Genomic DNA, 26286 nt, shown 5'->3' on the forward strand with positions numbered 1-26286 from the left:
AACCGGGAGACCCCCGTGACCACGACCGCCCGCCACCTCGGACGGATACGCATCCCTCAGCAGTCGGCATCCTCCGACTCCCCGCTGACCAGCGAACCGCCGCTGCCCGACACGACGCCCCTCACCAGCGAACCGCCCCTGACCGAGGCGGCACCCCTCACCAGCGAACCCACCGTCCGCGGCAGCGCGGGCGGCACGGAGTCCCCCGGAGTGTGAAGTGACCCTGGCCCGTCTCGCCGCCCGTCATGGCGTCGCCACCGAGTACAGCCCCTCCGCGGGCGTCACCGTCTCCGTGCCGGACGCCGCCGTGGTGGCCGTCCTCGGCGCCCTGGGCGTGGACGCGACCACGCCGGAGGCGGTCGCGGCCGCCCTCGACGCGGCGGAACGGGCCGAGCGGGAGCGTTTGTTGCCGCCCACCCTGGTCCGGCGGCGGGGCGAGGAGCCCGTCCGCCCGCCGGAGGACCTGCCGCCCGGCACCCGGCTGCGGGTCACCACCGAGGAGGGCGCGGTCCTCACCGGCCCGGACTGGGACCGGCTGCCCCTCGGCGTCCACACGGTCGAGGCGCAGGCCCCCGAGGGGCGCGCCGCCACCGCCACCCTGATCGTGAGCCCCGCGCGCGTGCCCGGCCCCGGGCGGCGCACGTACGGGCTGCTCGTCCAGCTCTACTCGCTGCTCTCCACGCGCTCCTGGGGCATGGGCGACCTCGGTGACCTGCGGGAGCTCGCCACCTGGGCGGGCCGGACGCACGGCGCGGGCTTCGTCCAGGTCAACCCGCTGCACGCGGGCGTGCCCGGGGCGCCGAGCGACCCCTCCCCGTACCGCCCCTCCTCGCGCCGCTTCCCGGACCCGGTCCATCTGCGGATCGAGTCCGTGCCCGAGTACGCGTACGTGGACCCCGGCCGGCGCGAGGAGCTCGACCGGATCCTCGCGGAGGCGGCCGAACTGCGCGAACGGGTCCTCGGCAAGGGCGCGCTGATCGACCGTGACGCGGTCTGGGACGTCAAGCGGCGGGCCCTGGAGCTCGTCGTCGGGGGTGTGGAGCTCGGGCCGGGGCGGCGCGCCGACTACCACGACTTCCTCGCCGAGCGGGGCCGCGCCCTGGAGGACCACGCCACCTACCAGGCCCTCGCCGAGCGCCACGGTCCCCACTGGCGCGGCTGGCCCGAGGAGCTGCGCGAGCCGCGCTCCGCGGAGCGCGCCGTGCGCGCCGATCCTGCCCTCGCGGCCCGGGTCGACTTCCACTGCCGGCTGGCCTGGCTGACGGACCGGCAGCTGGCCGAGGCCGCCGAGGCCGCCCGCGAGGCCGGGATGGAGGTCGGGATCGTCCACGACCTGGCCGTCGGCGTCCACCCGGAGGGCTCGGACGCCTGGGCCCAGCAGGAGGCCTTCGCCGCCGGCATGTCGGTCGGCGCCCCGCCCGACGCCTTCAACGCCCGGGGCCAGGACTGGGGCCTGCCGCCGTGGCGGCCCGACGCCCTCGCCGCCGCGGGGTACGCCCCGTACCGCGGCCTCCTGCGTGAACTCCTGCGCCACGCGGGCGCCCTGCGCATCGACCACGTGATGGGCCTGTTCCGGCTCTGGTGGGTGCCGGAGGGCAGCGAGCCCACCGAGGGGACGTACGTCCGGTACGACGCCGAGGCGATGCTCGCCGTCCTCGCCCTGGAGGCGCACCGGGCGGGGGCCCTCGTCATCGGCGAGGACCTCGGCACGGTCGAGCCCGGCGTACGGGAGGAGCTGGCCCGGCACGGGGTGTTCGGGACCTCCGTGCTCTGGTTCGAGCGGGACTGGGCGGGCACCGGCCGCCCGGTGCCGGCGGCGCGGTGGCGCGCCGAGTGCGTGGCCACCGCCACCACCCACGACCTGCCCCCGACGGCCGCCCGGCTCTCCGGCGACCACGTCGTCCTGCGGCACCGGCTCGGGCTCGTCGACGGCGACCCGGAGCGCGACCGGGCGGCGGACGCGACCGAGACCACCGAGTGGCTGGGGCTGTTCCGGCGGCTCGGGCTGCTCCCGGAGGGGCCGGGGGACGAGGAGGCCGAGATCCTGGCCGTCCACCGGTTCCTGCTGAGCACCCCGGCCCGGATGGTGGGGGTGTGGCTGCCGGACGCGGTGGGGGACCGCAGACCGCAGAACCTGCCGGGCACCTGGGACGAGTACCCCAACTGGCGGCTGCCGATCGCGGGCCCGGACGGGCAGCCGCTCACCCTGGAACGCCTCGTGGCCTCGCCCCGCGCCCATGCTCTGCTGCGCGAGCTGAACACCCGTACGGACCCCGGGAGCGCCCGTACGGTACCCCCGGGCGCGCGGCCGGTTTAGGTGTTCGCTACGTTTGCACCGTGGACAAGAAGAACGCCCTGCGCGCCGGCGCCGTCGCGGCCGGTACGACGCTGATGATGCTGCTCATGTCGTCCCCCGCGCTCGCGCTGACCCGCGACGACGGTGACGACCCGGCTCCCAAGCTGTCGGTCGTCGAGACCATCGGCCTGTTCGTGGCCGCCCCGCTGGTGCTTTTCCTGGTCATCGCCGGCCTGGTGATGGTGCTCGACAAGTCCAAGAAGGCGTAACAGCCACCCCCTTCTCTCCGAGGGCGCCGCACGGTACCGACGTACCGTGCGGCGCCCTCGCGTGCGTTCAGGCCCGTGCCGTGCGTTCAGGCCCGGCCGGGCGCTCACACGGTGGTCGCGAGCAGCTTGCGCAGCAGTCCCGCCAGCTGCTCCGTCTCCTCCTCGGTGAGCGCCGACTCCAGGGCCGCCCGCTGCTGTCCGAGCCCGGCGCCGACGGCCTGGTCCACCAGCTCCTTGCCGTGCTCGGTGAGCGTGACGCGCAGTCCGCGCCGGTCGTGCGGGTCGGGGCTGCGGGTGAGCAGCCCGGCCTTCTCCAGCTTGTCCAGGCGGCCGGTCATCCCCCCGGTGGTGATCATCAGCGTGGCGGTCAGCTCGCGCGGTGAGAGCGTGTACGGCTCCCCGGACCTGCGCAGGGTCGCGAGTACGTCGAACTCCCCGAGCGCCATGCCGTAGGGCGCGTACGCCTTGTCGACCCGGCCGCGCATGGCGTTGGCCAGCCGGTAGATCCGCCCGAAGACGGCCATCGGCACGGTGTCCAGGTCGGGGCGGACGGCCGCCCACTGGTCGGTGATGGCGTCGACGGCGTCGTGCGCGGGGGTCTGCGTGTCCATGGCTCCAGTGTTCCCTTCTCTTCTCCTCGATGGCAACTAAGACGCTTGCAAGTAAGTAGCTTAGTGGTAAGTTAATCACCGCCAAGCCAGTCCGGTGCCCCGCGGCCCCGGAACACCGCGTCAGGGGGAACCGTCATGTCCCGCAAGGCCGCCGTCGTCGCACTGACCGCCCTCGCCCCGATCTCCTGGGGCTCCACCTACTTCGTCACCACCGAGTTCCTGCCGCCCGACCGGCCGCTCTTCACCGGCCTGATGCGCGCCCTGCCCGCCGGACTCCTGCTCCTGGCGCTCACCCGCAAGCTGCCGCAGGGCGCCTGGTGGGGGAAGGCCGCCGTCCTCGGAGCCCTCAACATCGGCGCCTTCTTCCCGCTGCTCTTCCTGGCCGCCTACCGGCTCCCCGGCGGCGTCGCCGCGGTCGTCGGCTCGGTCGGACCGCTCTTCGTCGTCGGCCTCGCCGCGCTCTTCCTGGGCGACAAGCCCACCGCGAAGTCCCTGATCACCGCCGTCGCCGCCGCCTTCGGCGTCAGCCTCGTGGTCCTCAAGGCCGGGGCCGCACTAGACCTCGTCGGCGTGATCGCCGGGCTGCTCTCCGCGCTCTCGATGTCGGCCGGCGTCGTCTTCACCAAGCGCTGGGGCCGCCCCGAGGGTGTCGGCGCCCTCGCGCTCACCGGCTGGCAGCTCACCGCGGGCGGCCTGATCATCCTGCCGGTCGCCTTCCTGATCGAGGGCGCCCCGCCGGCCCTGACCGGCACCAACCTGGCCGGCTACGCCTACCTCGCCTTCGGCAACACCGCGATCTCGTACTTCCTCTGGTTCCGCGGCATCGAGCGGCTCAGCGCCTCCTCGGCCACCCTCCTCGGCCCCCTCTCGCCGATCACCGCGGCGATCATTGGCTGGGCGGCGCTCGGGCAGGCGCTCGGCCCGGTGCAGCTGCTGGGCATGGCCATCGCCTTCGGCGCGACCCTGGTCGGCCAGATGGGTCCGCGTGCTCCCCGTGCTCCCCGTACTCCCAAGAGTGCGAAGAAGGTCGAATCGTTCAGCTCAACTGAAAAGAACGGTCAGGAAGTTTCGATGGACCTGGAGGGTTCGAGGGTGCGACGGTAAGCGGCATGAGCCTGATCACCGCACGCCACCCGACCGCCACAGAAGCCGACACGACCACCGAGAGGCCGGCGCCCGCGAGGAAGCTCGCGAAGGGCGCCGGCCTCGGCGTGCTCCTCGCCCTCCTCGCCACCGTCGTCTGGTCCGGCAGCTTCGTCGCCACCCGCGACATGGCCGACACCGTCCCGCCCGTCCAGGCCGTCTTCTGGCGCTGGATCATCGCGCTGATCGCCGTCGCCCCCTTCGCCGCCCGCCCGTTCCTGCGGCAGTGGCGGACGATCCGCCGACACCTCGGCTTCGTCGCGCTCGCCTCGCTGTTCGGCGTCGCCCTCTACAACACCCTCGTGCACCAGGCCGGACTGACCACCTCCGCCTCCAACATGGGCACGATCATGGCCGCCTCCCCGGTGATCATGGCGGTCTACGCCCGCCTCGGCGGCGAGCGCCTCGGCGCCCGCCGGGTCCTCGGCATGCTGACCGCCGCCCTCGGAGTGCTCCTGCTCGTCGGAAAGGGCTCGCTCGCCGTCGACTTCGCCGCGGGCGACCTGTGGATGTTCGCCGCGGCCCTGTCCTTCGCCTCGTACAGCGCGCTGCTCAAGCGCAAGCCCGCCGAGATCGACGGACTCGCCTTCCTCTTCACCACCTTCCTGCTCGGCGCGCTGATGCTCGCCCCCGCGTACGCCGTGTCCCTCGCCGTCCAGGGCGGGTTCGCCGTCGGCGCCGCGACCGCCGGCCCCCTGCTCTACGTCGGCGTCTTCTCCTCCGCCGTCGCCTTCTTCGCCTGGAACAAGGCGATCACCCTCATCGGCGCGGCCCGCGCGGGTGTCGTCTACTACCTCCAGCCCGTCTGCGTCGCCCTCCTGTCGTACGCGCTCCTCGGCGAACGGCTCGGTGCCCTCGGCGTCGCGTGCATGGCGCTCATCCTCGGCGGAGTGGCACTGGCCTCGGCCCGGGGCCGCTGAACGCACTCCGGCGCGCCCGGTAGGTTGCGCCCCATGACCGAGTGGGACATCAAGAAGCTCCAGATCCTCCGCACCCTGCGCGACCGCGGCACCGTCACCGCGACCGCGGAGGCCCTGCTCATGACCCCCTCGGCCGTGTCGCAGCAGCTCACCAACCTCGCCAAGCAGCTCGGGGTGCGACTCCTGGAGGCCCAGGGCCGCCGGGTCCGGCTCACCGACGCCGCCCATCTGGTGCTCCGGCACGCGGAGGTCGTCTTCGCGCAACTGGAGCGCGCCGACGCCGAGCTCGACGGGTATCTGCGGGGAGAAGCGGGGCAGTTGCGGGTGGCGGCCTTCTCGACGGCCGTGCCCGCGCTCGTCGTCCCCGCCGTCCGGCAGTTGCGGACCGCCCACCCGGGGCTCGACATCCGCGTCCGGGAGGCCGAGGCGGCGGAGGCGTACGAACTGCTCACGGCCGGCGAGGTCGACCTGGCGCTCTCGCTCGCCGCGCACGCGCCCTCGGTGCGCGACCCCAAGTTCAGCCGGGTGCCCCTGCTCGCCGACCCCCTCGACGTCGCCCTGCCCGCCGGGCACCCGCTCGCCGACGCGCCCGGTCTCCGCCTCGCCGACCTCGCCGCCGAACCGTGGATCTTCGGCGGCTCCGGCCCCTGGTCGGAGATCACCACCGCCGCCTGCGAGGCCGCGGGCTTCGTCCCCGAACAGGCCCACAGCGCCTCCGGCTGGACCGCCATCCTCGCCATGGTCGAGGCCGGGATGGGCATCGCGCTCGTACCCCGGATGGCCTCCGCCGACCGCCGGAGTGGCGCCGGCGTCGTCATGCGCGTCCTCTCCGCCGACCAGCCCCGCCGCCACGTCGTCGCGGCCGTACGGCGCGGGGCGGAGGAGGGCCCGGCGGTGGCCCGGGTGCTCGCCGCGCTCCGGCAGGCCGCCGCGGCCCGCGAAACCGTTCAGCAGAACTGAACAGGTGCGTCGAAAACATTCGATGGACCGGAGTGAACGGGCGCGGGAGAGTCGATTCATGAGCTTCGACGAGAACGCCGACCCGCACGCCAACGACGCCGCCCCCTACTCCGGTGGCGACCCGTACGCCGACTACCGCTCCGGTGACTTCCCCTTCACCGAGCTCGTCGACCTCGCCGACCGCCGCCTCGGCGCCGGCGTCGTGGCCGCCAACGACGAGTTCTTCGCCGAGCGCGAGAACCTCCTCGTCCGCGAGCGGGCCGTCTTCGACCCGGAGCACTTCGGCCACAAGGGCAAGATCATGGACGGCTGGGAGACCCGCCGCCGCCGCGGCGCCGACGCCGACCACGTCTTCCCCGCCCCCGAGGACCACGACTGGGCGATCGTCCGCCTCGGCGCCCCCGGCGTGATCCGCGGCATCGTCGTCGACACCGCCCACTTCCGCGGCAACTACCCGCAGCGCGTCTCGATCCAGGCCACCGCCGTCGAGGGCTCGCCCGGCCCCGCCGACCTCGCCGACGCGAAGTGGGAGGAGCTCGTCCCGCCGACCCCCGTGCGCGGCCACGCCGCCAACGGCTTCACGATCGACGCCGAGCGCCGCTACACCCACCTGCGCGTCTGCCAGCACCCGGACGGCGGCATCGCCCGCCTCCGCGTCCACGGCGAGGTCGTGCCCGACCCCGAGTGGCTGGAGCTCCTCGGCACCCTCGACCTGATCTCCGTGCTCAACGGCGGTTCGTACGAGGACGCCTCGGACAAGTTCTACTCCTCGCCGACCCAGATCATCCTGCCCGGGACCTCGCGCAAGATGGACGACGGCTGGGAGAACCGCCGCCGCCGGGTCCGCGGCACCAACGACTGGGTCCGGTTCCGGCTCGCCGCCCAGGGCGCCGTCCGCGCCGTCGAGATCGACACCGCCTACCTCAAGGGCAACTCGGCCGGCTGGATCGCGCTCCAGGGACGCAACGGCGAGACGGGCGAGTGGTTCGAGATCATCCCCCGGACCCGCCTCCAGCCCGACACCCTGCACCGCTTCAAGCTCCCGGCCCAGGCCGTCGTCACCCACGTCCGCCTCGACGCCTTCCCCGACGGCGGCGTCGCCCGGATGCGGCTCCACGGCACGCTGACGGAGCAGGGCGCGTCCGACCTGCGCGCCCGGTACGCGGCGCTCGGCGGCTGACGCGGGGAACCCCCGGTCCTCCGCCCGGCGGCGCGGCCGCGCGCCGACGCCCGCCCGCCGGGCGGACTCCACGTCCCCCCTCGCGCCTGCGAAGATCATCCGGCTGCGCGACCATCGAACACCTGGGGGACCGATGCAACGATTCCGAACGACAGTGACGTCGGCGGCGAGAAGGGGCGCGGCCCGCCTCGCCGCCGCGCTCGCCCTCGCGGCGGCGCTGCTCGCCGGCACCATGGCGGCCCCGGCCTTCGCCGAGGACGTCCTCGACCCGGCCACCGCGCCGCCCGTGCGCACGATCACGTACAACGTCTGCGGCGGGTGGGAGGAGTGTCAGAGCGACCTCGACCTGACCGCCTGGACCGCCGAACTCCGTGACCAGACCCTGGCCTGGGACACCGACGCCCTCATGCTCCAGGAGCTGTGCATCGGCCAGTGGGTCGCCCTCCGCGACGCGCTCCCCGGCTACAGCGCCGTGTGGACGTCCGCCAGGTCCTGGCCCGGCTGCGCCAAGTGGTCCACCGACACCCGGCTCGGCCTCGGCATCTTCGTCAAGGCTCCCGCCGTGGAGCGGTACGCGGCCGGCCTCACGGTCCCGGCCGGCCAGTCACCGCGCTCGGTCCTCTGCGCCCGGGGCCCCGTCGACGGGCGCACCACCCTGGTGTGCAACACCCACCTCGCCCAGTACATCAAGCCGGACAACGGCTCGGGGCAGGTGATGGCGCACATCGACACGTGGGCCGCCGGAGCCCCGGTGATCCTCGGCACCGACCTCAACGCGGGCACGGAACCGATCTACGACCCCGCCCTGAACCCGATCCGCACCGGCCCGCCCGGCATCGGACCGTTCGTCGAGGCCGACGAGAACGACCCGGAGTTCTTCACCGAGACGTGCCACACCAGCGGCGCCACCTCCTGCCACACCGGGGAGCCGACCGTCGCGAGCGGCAAGAAGTTCGACCACGTCTTCCTCAGCGCGCGCGACTTCCACACCGTGCGGGCCGACGCGTTCGAACCCGAGTCGCCGGGCACCAAGCCGCTCTCCGACCACAAGCTGCTCCGCGCCGCCGCCCGCCCGGTCTCCGCAGGCGACACCGATCTGACCGGCGACGGCCGCCCCGACCTCCTCGCGGTCAAGGACGACGGCAATCTGCGGCTGTACCCCGGCACGGGCGACGGCGTCCTCGGCGGCCAGCGCCAGATCGGCACCGGCGGCTGGGCCGGCGCCGTCGTCAGCCACCGCGGCGACTGGACCGGCGACGGCCGTCCCGACGTGCTGGCCCGCATCGGCAACGACCTGTGGGTCTACCCCACCACCGGCGGCGGCGATCTCGGCCCGCGCGTCGCCATGGGCGGCCGGCCCACCGGCTGGAGCGGCCTCACGCCGCTCGCGGCGGGCGACGTCGACGGCGACGGCCTGCCCGACGTCCTCGTCCGCAGCGCCACCGGCCTGTGGCTGCACCGGGGTGGCGCGCCCACGGCCGGACAGCCCACCTTCGCAGCCAAGGCCGCCGTCCAGATCGGGTCCGCGGAGTGGGCCGGGTACGACGTGCTGACCCCCGGCGACACGGTCGGCGACGTCAAGGCCGACGTGTGGGCCCGGGACCGCGCGACCGGTGAGATCACGCAGTACCAGGGCCAGGGAACCCAGGACCTCGGCACCTCCCCGACCGTCCTCGGCGGCACCGGCACGGCGACCGTCGCCGACCGCCGCCTCCTGCTGTCGGCAGGCGACGTGAACGGCGACGGCACCCCCGACTTGTGGTCCACCCGTACCGCGGGCACCGCCGAGAACCTGGAGTTCCTGCCGGGCACGCCCACCGGCTTCGCGCCCGCCGCGACCGTCGGCACCGGCGGCTGGCAGTGGATCGACTCCCTGGGCTGACCCGCCAGGCACAGCGGAAGGGCCCCCGGACCAGCTGGTCCGGGGGCCCTTCCTCGTCTCACTCTCGTCAGGCGGCGGCCGCGTCCGCCGCCTGCGCCTTCAGCGCGCGCTCGACGCCCGCGCGGCACTCCGTCACCAGACGCCGCAGCGCCGGGGCCGGGTCGTGCTCCGCGATCCACGCGTCCGTCGCGTCCAGGGTCGCCTGAGAGACCTGGAGCGTCGGGTAGAGGCCCACCACGATCTGCTGGATGATCTCGTGGCTGCGGGTCTCCGAGATGCCCTTGATCGACGCGAAGTACTTCGCCGTGTACGGGGCGAGCAGCTCGCGCTGGTCGGACTGGACGAAGCCGGCGATGACCGACTCCTGCACGGCGTTCGCCAGCTTGTCGTCCTCGACGACCGAGGCCCAGGCCTCGGCCTTCGCGGCCTCCGTCGGACGGGCCGCACGCGCGGTCGCCGCGTGCCGCTCGCCCGCCGCCGTGCGGTCGCGCTCCAGCTCGGCGGCGATCTCCGCCTCGTCGAAGCGGCCGGTGGCCGCGAGCCGCTGCACGAACGCCCAGCGCAGCTCGGTGTCGACGGCCAGGCCCTCGATCACCACAGCGCCGTCGAGGAGCCCGGCGAGCACGTCGAGCTCGGCGTCCGTACGGGCGGTCGCCGCGAAGGCCCGCGCCCACGCCAGCTGGTGGTCGCTGCCGCCCTTGGCGGCGCGCAGCTGCTCCTGGGCGAAGGTGCCCCAGCGCGCCAGGCCCTCGGCCCGCCACTCCGGCGCCGCGTACAGCTCGAGGGCCGCCTTGACCTGGCCCTGGAGCGACTGGACGACGCCGATGTCGGACTCCTTGGCGACGCCGGAGAGCACGAGCTCCAGGTAGTCGCGGGTGGCCAGCTCGCCGTCGCGGGTCATGTCCCAGGCGGACGCCCAGCACAGGGCGCGCGGCAGCGATTCGGCGAAGTCGCCGAGGAGCGCGGTGACGTTGGTGAGGGACACCTCGTCGAGGCGGACCTTCGCGTACGACAGGTCGTCGTCGTTGAGGAGGACGACCGCCGGGCGCGCCTTGCCCACGAGCTGCGGTACGGCGGTCAGCTCGGCGGCCTCGATGTCGAGTTCGAGGCGGTCGGTGCGGACCAGCTTGCCGCTCGCGTCGAGGTCGTAGAAGCCGATGGCGATCCGGTGCGGACGCAGGACGGCCTGGCCCTTCGCGCCGGCGGGCAGCGCCGGGGCCTCCTGCTTGACGGCGAAGGCGGTGATGGCGCCGTTCTCGTCGGTCTCGATCTCGGGGCGCAGGATGTTGATGCCGGCCGTCTCCAGCCACGCCTTCGACCAGGTCTTGAGGTCACGGCCGGAGGTCTCCTCCAGCGCGCCGAGCAGGTCGGACAGGCGCGTGTTCCCGAAGGCGTGCGCCTGGAAGTAGGCCTGCACGCCCTTGAAGAACTCGTCCTCGCCGACGTAGGCGACGAGCTGCTTCAGGACGCTCGCGCCCTTGGCGTACGTGATCCCGTCGAAGTTGACGAGCACGTCCTCCAGGTCGTTGATCTCCGCCATGATCGGGTGCGTCGACGGGAGCTGGTCCTGGCGGTAGGCCCAGGTCTTCTCCGCGTTGGCGAAGGTCGTCCAGGCGTTCGGCCAGCGGGTGCCCGCCACCGAGGCCTGGCAGGCGACCGAGGTGAACGTGGCGAACGACTCGTTCAGCCAGAGGTCGTTCCACCACTCCATGGTGACGAGGTCGCCGAACCACATGTGGGCGAGCTCGTGCAGGATCGTCTCGGCCCGACGCTCGTACGCCGCGTCCGTCACCTTCGAGCGGAAGACGTACTGGTCGCGGATGGTGACCGCGCCCGCGTTCTCCATCGCGCCCGCGTTGAACTCCGGCACGAAGAGCTGGTCGTACTTCGCGAACGGGTAGTCGTACGCGAACTTCTCCTGGAACCAGTCGAAGCCCTGGCGCGTGACGTCGAAGATGTGGTCGGCGTCGAGGAACTCGGCGAGCGACGGACGGCAGTAGATGCCGAGCGGGACGCTCTGCCCGTCCTTCTCGTACGAGGAGTGCACCGAGTGGTACGGGCCGACGATCAGCGCCGTGATGTACGTGGAGATGCGGGGGGTGGGCTCGAAGACCCACACGTCATCCTTCGGCGTCTCCGGCGTCGGCGAGTTGGAGATCACCTTCCAGCCCGTCGGAGCCTTCACGGTGAACTGGAAGGTCGCCTTCAGGTCGGGCTGCTCGAACGAGGCGAAGACCCGCCGCGCGTCCGGCACCTCGAACTGCGTGTACAGATAGGCCTGGTCGTCGACCGGGTCGACGAAGCGGTGCAGGCCCTCACCGGTGTTGGTGTACGCGCAGTCGGCGACGACCCGGAGCTCGTTGCGGCCGGCCGGCAGATGCCGCAGGGCGATCCGGGAGTCCCGGAACACCGCACCGATCTCCAGCGGGTGGCCGTTGAGCACGACCTCGTGGACGGCGGGGGCGACGAGATCGATGAAGGTCTCGGCGTCGGCCTCGGCGGAATCGAAGCGGACGGTGGTGACGGACCGGTAGGTACCGCCCTCCTGCGCACCGGTGAGGTCGAGTTCGACCTCGTACGCGTCCACGGTCAGCAGCGCCGCCCGCTGCTTGGCCTCTTCACGGGTCAGGTTTGTGCCAGGCACCCGGTCAACTCCTCGGTTTCGTGACGTTTGGCCCATCCTTCCACGCGGCGCCTCAGCGGCGCACGGCACATTTCCACGGTCCGTCACCACTGATCCGCAACAGCCCGGGCCCCGGCACGGCCACGCTCGCCCGCACCTCGCCCACCCCGTTGACCAGCAAATCCTGTTCCTCGTCGTCGTAGAGCGGATCCTGCGGCGGAGCGTGCCGGTGCACGGTGAAGCGGGACACGCCGCCGTGCAGGAAGTCGAGGACCCCGGACGGCCCTTCGTAGACCACCAGATCGTGTGCGAGACCCTCGATGTGACTGTCGAACCGGCGGGCGTGGGAGAGCGGCAGCACCCGCAGCGTCCAGGGCGCGTCGGCCTCCACCCGAAGGGCCAGCGGCCGGGCGCGCGGGACGAGGGCGACCGTACGGGCCCGGACGTCGTCCTCGTACGCCGCGAGCAGGTACTCCTCGGCGCGGCCCTGCGCGTCGCAGGACTCGATGGTGGTGGAGAGGGAGTGGTACGACTCGATCTCCAGGAGCACCCAGCGGCCCGGCGGCAACCCGGGATCGCAGCGCACGGTCTCCTTGCCGCGCCCCTGGTAGGTGGCGGGCCGGAACTCCCCGCCGTACGGATCGGCCACGGGCCCGGGCGGGGCGGCGCGCGGCGGCGGGGGCACCGGCGCGGCCGGCGGCGGTACGTAGCCGGGGCCCGGGATCGGGGGCGGCGGGGGCTCCACCACGATGCCGAAGTCCGTCGCGAGCCCGGCGAGCCCGGTGGCGTACCCCTGGTCGACCGGACGGAAGCGCCAGCCGCCGCCCTCCCGGTGGAACTCCCCGAAGACGAGGGCCGTCTCCGTCGTCGCGTCCCCGATCGCGCGGTACGCCACGGTGGCCCCGGCCGCGTCCGTGACCCGCACGTCGAGCCCGGGCACCTGCCCGAAGGAGCCGCCGTCGGCGGAGGCCACGACCACCAGACGCTCCACCTCCGGCTCCACGCGCGCGAGGTCCAGCCACAGCCAGTCCGCCGCCGGGCTGCCGGGCGTGCCCGGGGCCGACCTCCCCAGGTGCCGCACGGCGCCCGAAGGGTGGTCGGTCCGGTTGTAGAAGACCAGATCCGCATCGCCCCGGACCCGCGCCCCGGACCCCAGGAGCAGCGCCGAGACGTCCACGTCGGGCACCTCCTGCCCGGTCCGCCAGCTGACGGCGACGTGGAGGACCTGCGGGGGCACCGCGATGTCGGCTCCCCTGGGTGTCTGGGTCATGAGGGAACTGTGGCACGGCCGGGTACGCCTGAGGGGCGGCTCCCCGCAACGGGAGGCCGCCCCTCAGGGCCGTACGGACCGGTTCGGCTCGCCCTTGAGCTCGGCCGCGACCTAGCCCTTGAGCTCGGCCGCGACGAGCTCCGCGATCTGCACCGCGTTCAGCGCGGCGCCCTTGCGCAGGTTGTCGTTGGAGAGGAACAGCGCGAGGCCGTTCTCGACCGTCTCGTCGACGCGGATGCGGCCGACGTACGAGGCGTCCTTGCCGGCCGCCTGGAGCGGGGTCGGGATCTCGGAGAGCTCGACGCCGTCGGCGTCCTTGAGCAGCTCGTAGGCGCGCTCGACGCTGATCGGGCGGTCGAAGCGGACGTTGACCTGGAGCGAGTGGCCGGAGAAGACCGGGACGCGCACGCAGGTGCCGGAGACCTTGAGCTCCGGGATCTCCAGGATCTTGCGGGACTCGTTGCGGAGCTTCTGCTCCTCGTCGGTCTCGAAGGAGCCGTCGTCGACGATCGAACCGGCCAGCGGGACCACGTTGAAGGCGATCGGGCGCTTGTAGACGGCCGGCGCGGGGAACTCGACGGCCTCGCCGTCGAACGCCAGCTGGTCGGCGGTCTCGGCCACGGCACACGCCTGCGTGCGCAGCTCGGCGACACCGGCCACGCCCGAGCCGGAGACGGCCTGGTAGGTGGTGGCGATCAGCGCGGTCAGGCCGGCCTCCTGGTGGAGGGGCTTGAGGACCGGCATGGCGGCCATCGTGGTGCAGTTCGGGTTGGCGATGATGCCCTTGGGGCGGTCCTTGATCGCGTGCGCGTTGACCTCGGAGACGACCAGCGGGACCTCGGGGTCGCGACGCCAGGCGGAGGAGTTGTCGATCACGACGGCGCCCTGGGAGGCGACCTTCTCGGCGAGGGCCTTGGAGGTGGCGCCACCGGCGGAGAAGAGGACGATGTCCAGGCCGGTGTAGTCGGCGGTGGAGGCGTCCTCGACCGTGACGCCGTCGACGACGGTGCCGGCGGAGCGGGCGGACGCGAAGAGCCGCAGCTCGTCGAGGGGGAAGTTCCGCTCGGCCAGGATGCTGCGCATGACTGTGCCGACCTGACCGGTGGCTCCGACGATTCCGACCTTCACGGGGACTCCTCCGTACGTATGTGCAGGGTGCTGCCGGTCCATGATGCGTATGTCCCGGGGCGCCTTGTCCAATCCATTGTCCACAGGTCGGGACGTGAAAAGGGCGGGCGCCGGTTTCGGCGCCCGCCCCTCTCACCTGCGGGGTACTACGGGGTGACCGCGCCGATCAGGACGCTGCCGCTGCCCGCGACGGTGCCGCGGGCGTTGACCAGCTGGACCTCACCGAAGAACTGACGGCCCTCGGGAGCCGCACCGGCGACCAGGACCTCGGCCGCCACCTGGGCGGACGCGCCGTTGGCCAGGGGGTACGTCTTCGAGGCGTCGACCTGGACGGTGCCGAGCGCGGACGAGAAGTACACGTCCTTGTAGTCGAACGTGGTGCCGCCCTCGGCGTGGACCGCGTAGCCGTCGATGACGACGGTGTACGTGCCCGCGGCCGGCTTCACGAAGGAGACGGACTCCTCCGAGTCGCCGTCCGCCGACTGGCCGACCTGCTTGCCGTTCAGGAGAACGGTGAGGTCGAGGTCGGCGGCCTTGTCGGAGGTGTTGCCGATGGCGATGTCGAGCCGCTCCACACCCTCACCGATGGTGACGGTCTTCGTCTGCTGCTCGTGGTGCTGGATGGTCGGCGTCTCGCTCTTCTGCGAGCCGAGCGAGCCGCCCTTGAGCTTGCCCTCGATGCCCGCGAAGCGGTTCGCGACCGTCCACTGGACCGGGGCCGGGGTGCCGATCTTCGCCTCGGCGACCGTCTGGACGGCCGGGTCGAAGTCGGCGCCGAGGACGGAGACACCCAGGGTGTACGGGTTGTCCAGGTCCGGCGACGTACGGCGGGACTCGACCTCGATCTCCCAGACGCCGGGCGTCGGGTTCGCGTAGGACCGCAGGTCCGGGCGGCAGGTGTTCGCCGGGTTGTAGTGCGGGTAGCAGCCCGTGGTGGCGGTCGGGTCGACCGGCACGCCGTACGGGTGGATCGCGATGAACCGGGTCTGGCTCTTCGCCTTCAGACCGGCCAGCGAGAGCTCCAGCGTCTTGGCGCCCTCGGGCACGGTGACGAAGTAGTGCTTGGTGCTGTTGCGCTGCACCGAGCCGGAGGCGGAGAAGCCGTAGCCCGGGGCGACCAGGTCGCTCGCGACGATCGAGGTGGCGAGGATCTGCTTGTCGACGCCCTCGGTGCGCTCGTCGTCGGCCTCCAGGATGACGCTGTGCGCGCCGGCGGTGGCGGCACGGGCCTGGAGCTTGACGGTGACCGGCTTGTTCAGCGGCAGGTCGATCTCGTCGTCGCCGAGGATGCGGAAGGTGCCGTCGTTGTACTTGAGGTCGAGCTCGTGCTCGATCGACCGGTCCGGGCCGCTCGTGCGCGTGATCGTGACGTCGTAGACGCGCTTCTGGCCGACCTTGAGGCCGCCCTCACGGTCGTACACACCGGTGCCGGTGTGCGGGGCCGGGAAGATCGCGGTGTCGACCGGGGCCTCGACCTTGTAGTCGTGCGCCGTGGCGCCGTCCTTGATCGAGTCCCAGGCCTCCTCGATGTCCATGAGGCCCGAGCCCTGCTCGTGGGCCGCGACACCGGGGATCCGCTGGGCGGTCGAGGTGAGGGCGGTGCGCAGGGTCAGCGGGGAGAGCGCGATGCCCCGCTGCTTCGCGGCCGACAGCAGCAGCGCGCTCGCGCCCGCCGCCTGCGGCGAGGACATCGAGGTGCCGTTGAGCATGCCGTAACCGGCGGGCAGCGCGTAGCCGGACTCGGGGACACCGGCGCCGGCCAGCCAGGTCGGGATGGTGTTCACGGACGAGCCGGGGGCGGTGATGGTCGGGGTGAAGCCGCCGTCCTCACGCGGGCCGCGCGAGGAGAAGGGGAACATGGCGTACTTCTTCTCGACGGCCGAGCCGTAGTTGGCGGCCCAGGTCTCCTTGGAGACGGCCGCGCCGACCGAGATGACCTTGTCGGCCAGGGACGGGTCGCCGATCGTGTTGATGCCGGGGCCCGAGTTGCCGGCCGAGATGACCAGCTGGACGCCGTACGTGTCGATCAGGCGGGTGTAGAGGCGCGAGCGGACGTTGTCGCCGTCGTTCTGCTGCGGCAGGCCGCCGATCGACATGTTGACGATGTCGACACCGCGGTTGACGACGAGGTCCGTCATGCCCTCGGTGAGGGCGGTGTTGGTGCAGCCGCCGGTCCAGGTGCAGGCGCGCGAGGAGACGATCTTCGCGCCGGGGGCCGCGCCGTTCATCTTGCCGCCGAAGAGGCTGTTGGCGGCGGTGATGCCGGCGACGTGCGTGCCGTGCGAGGACTCGACGAGACCGACGTTGACGAAGTCGCGCTTCTGGCCGACCCAGCTGCCGCCGAGCGGGTCCATCGCGACGTCCTTGCGGATCTCGACGACGAACGGCGTCTTCTCGACGACCTCGGTGGCCGGGTTGTCGGTACCGAAGTAGCCGGTCTGGTACCCGTCCTTGTACGGCTTCATCGGCGCGTTGTCCGTGAAGTCGTTGTTCTGGTCGGTGTCCACGCGGACGGTGCCGGCGGCCGGGTCGTACAGCATGCCGAAGACGTCGGTGGTGTCGCCGTCGCGGTTGATGTCACCGGCCGGGTCGCCGCCCGCGGTGACCGACTCGGTGAAGCGGCTGAACTGGTAGGAGCCCTCGGGCGCCTTCCAGCTCTGCGTGGCGGCGGTGAAGACCGGGCCCGCGACCGGGGCGTTCTGCAGACGCCAGGTGGCGTCGCCCTCGGTGATCGGGTCGGTGGCCGTGACCCAGTCGACGATCTTGCGCTCGCCGGTGGTGGTCTTCTGGAGGGCCGGGTGACCGAGGTCGACGCCGGAGTCCAGGATGCCGATGGTCACGCCGCGGCCGTCGGCCTTCGGGTGGTCCTTGACGAACTCGACCGCGCCGATCTCGTGCGACGGGTTGTACGGGTTCTTCGCCGGGGTGTTCTTGCCCGGGGCCGGGTACGTCGTCGTGACGGTGGTGCCGTCGACGGCGCCCGTGGCCGCGCCCGCGTCCGGGGTCGGGTCGTCCAGGGGGATCTCGGCCTGGAGGTCGATCGACTGCACGGAGGAGAGCTTGGTGGCGGCCTTGATGGCGGCCTCGGCCTTCGCGGTCGGCAGCGTCGCGCGGACGTAGCCGAGCGCGTCCTGCTGCTTGCCGACGGAGGCGCCGGGGACGGCGTCGAGCTGGCCCGCGACCTGCTCGGTGGCGCCGGGGGCGGTGGCGACGAGGACGGTGACGTTCTTCTCGCCGCCCGCCTGGGCTTCGGTGAGGCGCTGGGCGTCGATGGCGCCGAGCTTGTCGGCCGGGTTCGAGGACTTCACCGGGGGAGTGGTCACCGGGGCCTCGGTGGCGAGCACGGGCGCGGCGCCGGTCGCGACGAGCGCGGCGACCAGGCCGGCGGCGGCGGCGATGCGGGCCGCGCGTCTGTGCCCGTGCGTCGAGCTTCCGGGTATGGAGCTCCGAGTTTCGGGGGTGGTCATTTACATCCCTGTTTGTGAAAGGAGAGAGTCCGGATTTCGGTGCCGGATGACCGCTCAGCCTTTCGTAAACGACAGGGGTTTGTGGAGAGTTACTCGGGGCCGGGTTTGCGTCGCGGCGTAAACCCGCCAGCGCGCCCGATGCGCCACAGGGGATATACAGGTGCGAACCGGGGCGAGTTCGCCGTCCTGGCGGGTCAGCTCTCCTTCGTGCGGGCGTAGTGGCGCGAGGCCTTGGCCCGGTTGCCGCAGATCGCCATCGAGCACCAGCGGCGGGTGCCGTTCCGCGAGGTGTCGAAGAAGTGCAGGATGCACGCCTCGTGGGCGCAGGCCCGGATGCGGTCGGGCGCGGTGCGCAGCAGGTCGAGGTAGTCGCGGGCGGCGGTCCAGCCGGGCCCCCAGGAGGGGTCGGCGAACTCGGCCTCCTCGCCGGGGCCTTCGGTGGTGAGGGTGGCCCGGATGCGGCCGTGGCCGAGGACGGCGTCGACGCGGGCGGTGGCGGCGGGATCTCCGGGGGCGTCGACGAGCGCGGTGAGCGCGTCCCGGGCGGCGAGGGTGTGGCGCAGGGTGCCGGCGTCGGCGGCGAAGCGGCCCTCCAGGCCGTTGGCGGCGAGCCAGATGCCGAGCCCCTCGACGCCGGTGAGCAGGTCCTGGCGGACGCCCTCCACGTTCCAGCGGGTGTTGAGCAGGTCGAGGGAGACCGGCTCGCCGGTGAGCGGCCGCGGGTCGGTGGCGGTCATGGCGGGCATCCTCCTCGATGAGCTAACCCCTCAAGAGTACGTGAGCGGTTGACGCCCGAGCCTCTAACCCCTAACCTCAAGGTAAGCGGTTAGCCCATGGGGGGCGGCCACTGCGACGGAAGGACAGCCATGTCCGCGATCGGCACACTCGCTACTCACCACGTCGGCCTCAACGTCACCGACCTGGCGCGCTCGCTCGCCTTCTACGGCGACGTCCTCGGCTTCGACGTCCTCGGCGAGGGCAAGGAGGAGGGGAGCCGCTACGCCTTCCTCGGCCAGGACGGCCGTCTGGTCCTCACCCTCTGGCAGCAGTCCGAGGGCGCGTACGACTCCGCCCGGCCCGGCCTGCACCACCTCGCCTTCGAGGCCGAGTCCATCGAGCACGTCCGCGCCGCCGAGGCCGCGCTCACCGCCCGCGGCGCCTCCTTCGCGTACGAGGGCGTCGTCGCCCACCACGAGGGCGCGGGCTCCGGCGGCATCTTCTTCCACGACCCGGACGGCACCCGCCTGGAGATCTCGGTCCCGAAGGGCGCGGAATCCGCCGAAGCCCCGGCCGGAACGGCCCCCACCTGCGGGTTCTTCTAGCCGGACCCGGTCGCGCTCACCTCCGCACCCAAGTGAGGCCCGTCATGGACCCGTACAACTCCGGCTCTCTCGCCCTGCAGGAACGTCTCGGCGTCCGGGACCTCGCCGCGCACGTGGGCCGCTCCGTCACCCCCGGCATCCGCCCCGTCGCCGCCGCCTTCCTGGAGCTCCAGCCGATGCTGGTGATCGGCGCCGCCGACCCCGCGGGCCGCGTCTGGTCGACCCTGCTCACCGGCGCCCCCGGCTTCACCCGCGCCACCGGCCCGCACACCGTCTCCGTCGCCGGCGGCGTCCCCGCCCACGACCCGCTCGCCGCCGCCTTCACCGCCGCGGGCACCCCCGTCGGCACGATCGCCCTCGACCCCCGCACCCGCCGCCGCATGCGCCTCAACGGCATCGCGCGGCCCAGCGCGCGCGGCTTCGTGATCGAGGCCGAGCAGGTCTTCTCCAACTGCCCGAAGTACCTCCAGAAGCGGGATTGGTACGGCTCCGAGACCGCCGCCCGCCCCGAGTCCGGTGTCGTGCGGCACGGCGAGGCGCTCACCCCCGACCAGGTGCGCCGCGTCCGTGCCGCCGACACCTTCTTCGTCTCCACCACCGCGCCCGACGGCGTCGACGCGAGCCACCGCGGCGGCAACCCGGGCTTCGTCCGGGTCGACACGCCCCGGGAGATCAGCTGGCGGGACTACCCGGGCAACGCCATGTTCCTGACCCTGGGCAACCTGGAGGAGGACGGCCGCGCCGGTCTGCTCTTCCTCGACTGGGAGACGGGGACGACCCTCCAGCTCAGCGGCCTCGCGCACACCGAGTACGGCCCCGAGGGGCGCGTCGTCCGCTTCGGGGTCGACCACACGGTCGAGACCCCGGCAGGCAGCCCCCTGCGCTGGTCCGCTCCGGAGTACTCCCCGGCCAACCCGCCGGCCCCCTGACCCCTGACCTGATGCCCCCTGACCGAGGACCGCCGTGCCCACCACCACTCAGGCCACCACCCAGGCCCCAGCGACGACCCCCGCGACGAACACCGCCCCCACCCGCCCCGGACCCCCCGCCCGCCCCCGCCCCCGCGCCCTCCTCGTCGGCACCGCGACCGCCGTCACCGCTCTCCTCCTCCTGGTCGCCGTCGGCACCCTCCTCCACCAGCCCCTGCTCATCCCGCCGCTCGCGGCGAGCATGGCGCTGGTCGCGGGCGCCCCCGACCTGCCCCTCTCCCAGCCGCGCTCCGTCGTCGGCGGCCAACTCCTCTCCGCGCTCACCGGTTTCGCGGTCCTCGCCGTGGCCGGCCCCGGCCTCTGGGGCGCCGCCGTCGCGGGCGGCCTCGCCCTCGGCGTGATGATGTGCGCCCGCACCCCGCACTCGCCCGCCGCGGCCACCGCCGTGATCGTCGCCCTCCAGGCCCCGCCCTTCTGGTCGTTTCTCGGCCTTCTCGCCGTCGCCTCGCTCGTCCTGGTCGCCGTCGGCCTCGCCGGCGCCCGTGCCGCGGGGCGGACGTACCCCGCGTACTGGATCTAACCTCGGTGCATGAAGCAGGAGTTGAGGGTGGCGGCCTACGCCGTGTGCGTCCGTGACGGTGAGGTCCTCCTCGCCCGCTGGGTGTCGAGCGACGGCAACAAGCAGTGGACTCTGCCGGGTGGCGGGATGGACCACGGCGAGGAGCCCGTCGACACCGTCGTCCGCGAGGTCGAGGAGGAGACCGGGCACGTCACCGAACCCACCGCCCTCCTCGGCATCGACTCCATCCGCCGGAGCCGGCTCCGCCGCCTCGCCGGTCCCGGCGACTTCCAGGGCCTGCGGATCATCTACGAGGTGCAGGTCACCGGGGGTGTCCTGCGCAACGAGACCGGCGGCTCGACGGACCTCGCCGCCTGGCATCCTCTCGACGCCGTCTCCGGCCTGCCCCGTGTCTCCCTCGTCGACATCGGCCTCGACCTGTGGCGCGAGCGACCTCCCGTGGGCCGCTCCCGCCTCACCGATCCGTCGAACAGCTGACCCCTCCTTCAAAGGGGCCGAACTAGGCCGAATAACGCTCAACCATCCCCCTCCCGCTCAACTGTCCCGGCACCCCCGAGGTCCTCCCCGCCGACCGCAGCACAGCGTTCGCAGGAACAGGAAAAGGAACAGGGGAGCCCGCATGTCAGCCGCACGCACCGCCCGTACCGTCGTCGCCGCCACCCTGGTGGCCGGCCTCGCCGCCACCGCCCTCGCCACGCCCGCCCTGGCGGCTCCCGCGCCCGCGAAGCAGGACCACGCGGCCACCCAGCAGGCGCTCCAGGCGGCGGTCGACGCCGGCGTGCCCGGCGCCGTCGCCCAGGCCCGCGACGGGCGGGAGGCGTGGACCGGCACCGCCGGCGAGCGCAAGGGCAACGACCGCTACCGCGTCGGTTCCATCACCAAGACCTTCGTCGCCACCGTCCTCCTCCAGCTCCAGGCCGAAGGCCGCATCGACCTCGACGACCCGGTCGAGAAGTGGCTGCCCGGAGTCGTCCAGGGCAACGGCCACGACGGCCGGAAGATCACCGTCCGCCAGCTGCTCAACCACACCAGCGGCGTCTACAGCGTCACCTCCGACCCCGGCTTCCAGAAGGAGATCTTCGGCCCCGGCTTCCTGGAGCACCGCTACGACCGGTGGACCCCGAAGCAGCTCGTCGACATCGCGATGACCCACGCCCCGGACTTCGCCCCCGGCACCGCCTGGAACTACTCCAACACCAACTACGTCCTGGCCGGCATGGTGATCGAGAAGGTGACGGGCCGCCCGTACGGCAAGTCGGTCGAGAACCGCATCATCAAGCCGCTCAAGCTCCGCGCCACCAGCGTCCCCGGCACCGACGTGCGGATGCCGAAGCCGAGCTCACCCGCCTGGTCCACACTCTCCCTCGAAGCCGGCCCGAACACGCCGGTCCACGACGTCAGCAAGCTCAGCCCCACCCTCGCCTACGCGGCCGGCGAGATGATCTCCGACTCCAACGACCTGCAGACCTTCTACCGCGCCCTGCTCAAGGGCAAGCTGCTCCCGAAGGCCGAGCTGCGGGAGATGACCACCACCATCCCGATCCACCCCGACTTCCCCGGAGCGGGGTACGGACTCGGGCTCATGAAGCAGAAGCTGAGCTGCGGCAAGGAGGTCTGGGGCCACGGCGGCGGCATCCACGGCTCCACCTCCGACGCCCAGGTCACCCGCGACGGCAACCACTCGATAGCCCTGAACTTCAACGCCGACTGGACGGGCAGCTCCGAGTCGGTCCTGGAGGCCGAGTTCTGCGACGTCGCGCCGAAGGGCTGATCCCGCACCGGGTCAGCGCGGCAGGACGACGACATACGCGGACGGCTGCCGGTCCGGCGCGGCCATCAGGGCCGTACGGACCACGGTGGCCTGCTGGTCCAGGGCCTCGCGCAGCTTGCGCGGGGTCAGGTGGACGACCGTGATCCCGAGCCGCTCCAGGTGCTCGCGCTTGCGGGTGTACTCGGACCACAGCGCGTCGTCGTCCTGCCGGGGCGCCCGGGTGTCCAGCTCGACGGCGACCGCCTGGTCCGGCCAGTAGGCGTCCACCCCGCCCAGGTGCGGGCCGCCCGGCAGCCGCAGGTCCACGTTCCACAGCGGGTCCGGCAGCCCGAACTCCCGCACCATCTCGTACAGCCGCTCCTCGGAGAGCGAGCGCCCCTCCGCGAGGAGCGTGTCCACCGCGTCCACCACGTGCGGCCGGGCGAGCAGCCGGGCCCGGCTCAACTCCCGGACGATCGCGGCCGGTTCGCAGTGCCCGCCGCGGACCGCCTCGGTGAGCAGCCGGCGTACGGTCTCGGCGTCCGAGAGGCCCGCGACCGCGTCGGCGACGGCGCGGGCGGCCGGGGCGACGGGGACGCCGGTGAGCTCCACGGGTTCGGGGTGCTCGGCGGCGCGCACCACCCGCACCCAGCCGGTGGAGCGCAGCCGTCGGGTGCGCGGGACGAGCACGTCGATCCGGTCCAGGGCGGTGAGCGGGGGAGCGGAGGAGAAGCGGTGCAGGGTCAGCGCGGCGAGCCCGGTGATCATCGCCTCGGGCCCCTGCGCCGGCACGGCACCGGCCCGGCGGGCGTACAGGAGTGCGGCGTTGAGCCGGTCCTCGCTGGTCGGGGGTCCGGACTGGAGGAGGAAGACGCCCGGGAGGAGCTGCTGCCAGCCGCCGCCGGACCGGCAGCGCGCGGCGACCTCGCCGGCGGGAACGCCCTGGGTCCTCAACTGGGCGGCGGACGCGAGTCGTTGGGTGCGTCCGGTGCGGGAGGCGAGGGGGAGGGGGCGGGGGGTGATGGGGGTGTTGTGGTTCATGCCGGGGGTCTTCCGCTTCCGAAGGCTCCCCTAACCCCTGTTACACGCTCGTCGACATTTAGGGACAACCTCGCCCTAAAGTACGCGCGTTCGAGTGCCGATGAGGGCCCGCGTCGCAGAACGCGACACCCGCCCCGTACGCCGATGGGGGCCGCCCGCCGAAGCGCGCGACCCCCACCGGCGTCACAGCCTTACGCGGCCAGGCGGTCGCAGGCCTGTGCGCGCAGCGCCCGGGCCAGGTCGTCCCGCGCCTCCAGGACGAGGCGGCGCAGCGCCGGCGCCGCCGACTCGTGCGCCGTCAGCCAGGCGTCCGCCGCGGCCAGCGTCTCGTCACTGTCCTGGAGCCCCGGGAAGAGGCCCTTGACGACGTCGATGCCGATCTGGATCGACCGCTCGGCCCACAGCCCCTCGATCGCCGCGAAGTACTTCTCCGCGTACGGCGCGATCAGCTCGCGCTGCGTCGGCTGGACGAAGCCCGCGATCGTCGCCTCCACCAGCGCGTTCGACAGGGTGTCCGACTCGACGACCTGCGCCCAGGCCTGCGCCTTGACCGCGGCCGAGGGCCGCGAGGCGAGCAGCCGCACCTGGTGGCGCTTGCCCGTCGCCGTGTCGTCGCGGGACAGCTCCTCGCCGATCCGGCCCTCGTCCGCCCGGCCGTGCACGGCCAGCGGGGAGAGCAGCGCCCAGCGCAGCTCCTGGTCGACGTCGAGCCCGTCGATCTTCGCCGTACCGTCGAGCAGCCCCTCCAGGAGCTGGAAGTCGGCGTCCGAACCGGCCGTGGCCGCGAAGAACCGCGCCCAGGTCAGCTGGTGCTCGCTGCCCGGCTCGGCCAGTCGCAGCTCGCGCAGCCCGCCTTCGGCGAGCAGCCGCCCGCCCTCCTCGCGCCACTCGGGGGCCGCGTAGAGGGAGACCGCGGACTTCGTCCAGGCGTGCACCATCTGGACCACGCCGATGTCGGTCTCGCGGCCCGCGAAGGCGAGCGCGACGGAGACGAAGTCCCGGGCGGGCATCAGTCCGTCGCGGGTCAGGTTCCACAGCGCCGACCAGCACAGGGCGCGGGCCAGCGGGTCGCCGATGTCGCCGAGGTGCGCGCGCAGGGTGGCGAGCGAACCCTCGTCGAAGCGGATCTTGCAGTACGTCAGGTCGTCGTCGTTGACGAGCACCAGGTCGGGCTTCTCCTCGCCCGCCAGCTCCGCGACGACGGTCCGGGCGCCGGTGATGTCGGTCTCGGCGCGCGCGAAGCGCACGAGGTCCCCCTCGGCCGACAGCCGGTAGAGGCCGACCGCCGCCCGGTGCGGACGCAGCTCCCCGCCCTCCTGGACGACGGCGAGCTCGGTGATCCGGCCCTCCGCGTCGTAGGTGACGACCGGCGTCAGCGTGTTCACACCGGAGGTCTGGAGCCAGGACTTGGACCAGGTCGTCATGTCCCGGCCGGAGGTCTCCTCCAGGATCGTGAGGAGGTCGGCGAGGCGCGTGTTCCCGTACGCGTGGCGCTTGAAGTAGCGGCGCGCGCCCTCCAGGAACGCGTCCCGGCCCGCGTACGCGACGAGCTGCTTCAGGACGGACGCGCCCTTGGCGTACGTGATGCCGTCGAAGTTGAGCTTGGCGTCCTCCAGGTCACGGATGTCGGCCGTGATCGGGTGCGTGGACGGCAGCTGGTCGGCGCGGTACGCCCAGGCCTTGCGGTTGTTGGCGAAGGTGACCCAGCTGTTGGTGAAGCGGGTCGCCTCGGCGTTCACGAAGGAGCCCATGAAGTCCGCGAAGGACTCCTTCAGCCACAGGTCGTCCCACCACACCATGGTGACGAGGTCGCCGAACCACATGTGCGCCATCTCGTGGAGGATGACGTTGGCCCGGCTCTCGTACGCGGCCTGCGTGACCTTGCCCCGGTAGATGTACTCCTCGCGGAAGGTCACCATGCCCGGGTTCTCCATCGCGCCGAGGTTGTACTCGGGGACGAAGGCCTGGTCGTACTTCCCGAAGGGGTACGGGTAGTCGAAGTTGTCGTGGAAGAAGTCGAAGCCCTGCTTGGTGATCAGGAAGACGTCGTCCGCGTCGAAGTGCTTCGCGAGGCTCTTGCGGCACATCGCGCCGAGCGGGATCTCCAGCTCGCCGCGCGTGTAGCTGTCGGTCACGTAGTGGTACGGGCCCGCCACGACGCACGTGATGTACGTGGAGATCGGCGCCGTCTCGGCGAACCGCCACACGCCCTCGGCGTCCTGCTCCCCGGCGCCGTTCGACCAGACCGTCCACCCCTCGGGCGCGGTCACCGCGAAGCGGTACGGGGCCTTGAGGTCGGGCTGCTCGAAGTTGGCGTACACCCGGCGGGCGTCGGCCGGCTCGTACTGCGTGTAGAGGTAGACCTCGCCGTCCTCCGGGTCGACGAAGCGGTGCATGCCCTCGCCGGTGCGGCTGTAGGCGCACTGCGCGTCCACCACGAGCACGTTCTCGTCGGCGAGGCCGTCGACGGCGATCCGCGAGCCGTCGAAGACGACGGCCGGGTCCAGGGAGCGGCCGTTGAGGGTGACCGCGTTCACGGACGGGGCGATCAGGTCCACGAACGTGCTCGCGCCCTCGCCGGTGCGGCGGAAGCGGATCGTCGTCTCCGAGCGGAAGGTGCGCACCGCCTCGGCCGAGTCGCCGACCGCCGAGCGCAGGTCGAGGACGACCTCGTACCCGTCGACGGACAGCAGCGCGGCCCGCTCGTGGGCCTCGTCGCGGGACAGATTCTCACCGGGCACGGTCACTCCTTCGTGGCACGTTCGAAACAGCACCGATCCTCCCATGTGCCACTGTCACCCGGCGCACGGGAATGCCTTCGAGCGCCCGTGGCGTTTGCTCCTTTCGGCGCACCACGTCGTTCAGCACCACGTCGTTCAGCACCACGATCAGCAGCACCTTCATCACGGCCGTAC

The 26286-nt window shown here is 72.6% G+C and carries 22 protein-coding genes; 13 read left to right on the top strand and 9 right to left on the bottom strand.

Annotation, left to right across the window (positions count from 1 at the left end):
* Positions 1-15: 15 nt before the first annotated feature.
* The 3 genes from ACIBG6_RS10920 to ACIBG6_RS10930 are packed head-to-tail and all read left to right on the top strand — an operon-like array spanning position 16 to position 2565.
* Positions 16-216: a hypothetical protein gene (locus tag ACIBG6_RS10920; RefSeq protein WP_399222703.1), complete on the top strand. Its 201-nt coding sequence runs from the start codon at positions 16-18 to the stop codon at positions 214-216.
* A gap of 1 nt (position 217) precedes the next feature.
* Positions 218-2317, top strand: a complete 2100-nt coding sequence (gene malQ / locus ACIBG6_RS10925; protein WP_399222251.1) for a 4-alpha-glucanotransferase — start codon at positions 218-220, stop codon at positions 2315-2317.
* A 20-nt stretch (positions 2318-2337) separates the two neighbouring features.
* Positions 2338-2565, top strand: a complete 228-nt coding sequence (locus tag ACIBG6_RS10930) for a hypothetical protein (protein WP_399222252.1) — start codon at positions 2338-2340, stop codon at positions 2563-2565.
* 104 nt (positions 2566-2669) lie between these two features.
* On the opposite strand, the gene ACIBG6_RS10935 is transcribed toward ACIBG6_RS10930, so the two are convergent.
* The gene (locus ACIBG6_RS10935) at positions 2670-3176 is read right to left on the bottom strand and encodes a MarR family winged helix-turn-helix transcriptional regulator (RefSeq protein WP_399222253.1); all 507 of its coding nucleotides are present in this window, start codon (positions 3174-3176) and stop codon (positions 2670-2672) included.
* 135 nt (positions 3177-3311) lie between these two features.
* Here ACIBG6_RS10935 and ACIBG6_RS10940 point away from each other — a divergent pair, with 135 nt between their 5' ends.
* From ACIBG6_RS10940 to ACIBG6_RS10960, 5 genes are all read left to right on the top strand, one after another.
* Positions 3312-4280, top strand: a complete 969-nt coding sequence (locus ACIBG6_RS10940) for an EamA family transporter (protein WP_399222254.1) — start codon at positions 3312-3314, stop codon at positions 4278-4280.
* A 5-nt stretch (positions 4281-4285) separates the two neighbouring features.
* Positions 4286-5239 (top strand): DMT family transporter, encoded by a 954-nt coding sequence (locus ACIBG6_RS10945; protein ID WP_399222255.1) that lies wholly within the window; start codon positions 4286-4288, stop codon positions 5237-5239.
* Between the two features lie 33 nt (positions 5240-5272).
* Complete coding sequence (locus ACIBG6_RS10950) at positions 5273-6199, top strand: LysR family transcriptional regulator (RefSeq protein WP_399222256.1); 927 nt, start codon at positions 5273-5275, stop codon at positions 6197-6199.
* Between the two features lie 58 nt (positions 6200-6257).
* A complete protein-coding gene (gene alc, locus ACIBG6_RS10955) occupies positions 6258-7379 on the top strand; it encodes an allantoicase (RefSeq protein ID WP_399222257.1) in 1122 nt (373 codons plus the stop codon).
* 133 nt (positions 7380-7512) lie between these two features.
* The gene (locus ACIBG6_RS10960; protein WP_399222258.1) at positions 7513-9261 is read left to right on the top strand and encodes an FG-GAP-like repeat-containing protein; all 1749 of its coding nucleotides are present in this window, start codon (positions 7513-7515) and stop codon (positions 9259-9261) included.
* 67 nt (positions 9262-9328) lie between these two features.
* Here the strand turns inward: ACIBG6_RS10960 and pepN (ACIBG6_RS10965) are convergent, their stop codons facing one another.
* The 5 genes from pepN (ACIBG6_RS10965) to ACIBG6_RS10985 form a co-directional block, all read right to left on the bottom strand.
* Entirely contained in the window at positions 9329-11905 is a 2577-nt protein-coding gene (pepN, locus tag ACIBG6_RS10965) for an aminopeptidase N (RefSeq protein WP_399222259.1), read from the bottom strand.
* Between the two features lie 52 nt (positions 11906-11957).
* A complete protein-coding gene (locus tag ACIBG6_RS10970) occupies positions 11958-13154 on the bottom strand; it encodes a TerD family protein (RefSeq protein WP_399222260.1) in 1197 nt (398 codons plus the stop codon).
* Positions 13155-13265: 111 nt separating this feature from the next.
* On the bottom strand, positions 13266-14282 hold the full coding sequence (locus tag ACIBG6_RS10975) for an aspartate-semialdehyde dehydrogenase (RefSeq protein ID WP_399222261.1): 1017 nt from the start codon (positions 14280-14282) through the stop codon (positions 13266-13268).
* Positions 14283-14428: 146 nt separating this feature from the next.
* Positions 14429-17749 carry a S8 family serine peptidase gene (locus ACIBG6_RS10980; protein WP_399222262.1) on the bottom strand — a complete coding sequence of 1107 codons (3321 nt, stop codon included), beginning with the start codon at positions 17747-17749 and terminating at the stop codon, positions 14429-14431.
* A gap of 194 nt (positions 17750-17943) precedes the next feature.
* Positions 17944-18486 (bottom strand): CGNR zinc finger domain-containing protein, encoded by a 543-nt coding sequence (locus ACIBG6_RS10985; RefSeq protein WP_399222263.1) that lies wholly within the window; start codon positions 18484-18486, stop codon positions 17944-17946.
* Between the two features lie 129 nt (positions 18487-18615).
* Between ACIBG6_RS10985 and ACIBG6_RS10990 the strand changes: the two genes are divergently transcribed.
* The 5 genes from ACIBG6_RS10990 (at position 18616) to ACIBG6_RS11010 (ending at position 22351) form a co-directional block, all read left to right on the top strand.
* The gene (locus tag ACIBG6_RS10990) at positions 18616-19071 is read left to right on the top strand and encodes a VOC family protein (protein ID WP_399222264.1); all 456 of its coding nucleotides are present in this window, start codon (positions 18616-18618) and stop codon (positions 19069-19071) included.
* A gap of 44 nt (positions 19072-19115) precedes the next feature.
* Positions 19116-20000, top strand: coding sequence for a pyridoxamine 5'-phosphate oxidase family protein (locus tag ACIBG6_RS10995; protein WP_399222265.1), 885 nt, complete (start codon positions 19116-19118; stop codon positions 19998-20000).
* A gap of 34 nt (positions 20001-20034) precedes the next feature.
* On the top strand, positions 20035-20580 hold the full coding sequence (locus ACIBG6_RS11000) for an HPP family protein (protein WP_399222266.1): 546 nt from the start codon (positions 20035-20037) through the stop codon (positions 20578-20580).
* A gap of 9 nt (positions 20581-20589) precedes the next feature.
* Complete coding sequence (locus tag ACIBG6_RS11005; protein WP_399222267.1) at positions 20590-21057, top strand: NUDIX hydrolase; 468 nt, start codon at positions 20590-20592, stop codon at positions 21055-21057.
* 142 nt (positions 21058-21199) lie between these two features.
* Positions 21200-22351, top strand: a complete 1152-nt coding sequence (locus tag ACIBG6_RS11010) for a serine hydrolase domain-containing protein (protein ID WP_399222268.1) — start codon at positions 21200-21202, stop codon at positions 22349-22351.
* Positions 22352-22363: 12 nt separating this feature from the next.
* Here the strand turns inward: ACIBG6_RS11010 and ACIBG6_RS11015 are convergent, their stop codons facing one another.
* From ACIBG6_RS11015 to ACIBG6_RS11025, 3 genes are all read right to left on the bottom strand, one after another.
* The gene (locus ACIBG6_RS11015) at positions 22364-23371 is read right to left on the bottom strand and encodes a hypothetical protein (protein ID WP_399222269.1); all 1008 of its coding nucleotides are present in this window, start codon (positions 23369-23371) and stop codon (positions 22364-22366) included.
* 191 nt (positions 23372-23562) lie between these two features.
* A complete protein-coding gene (gene pepN, locus ACIBG6_RS11020) occupies positions 23563-26112 on the bottom strand; it encodes an aminopeptidase N (RefSeq protein WP_399222270.1) in 2550 nt (849 codons plus the stop codon).
* Positions 26102-26278 carry a hypothetical protein gene (locus ACIBG6_RS11025; RefSeq protein WP_399222271.1) on the bottom strand — a complete coding sequence of 59 codons (177 nt, stop codon included), beginning with the start codon at positions 26276-26278 and terminating at the stop codon, positions 26102-26104. Before ACIBG6_RS11025 ends, pepN (ACIBG6_RS11020) begins: the two co-directional genes overlap by 11 nt.
* Between the last annotated feature and the right edge of the window lie 8 nt (positions 26279-26286).

It is taken from the genome of Streptomyces sp. NPDC050842 (assembly GCF_044456565.1).
In the GTDB taxonomy this organism is placed as follows: Bacteria; Actinomycetota; Actinomycetes; order Streptomycetales; family Streptomycetaceae; genus Streptomyces.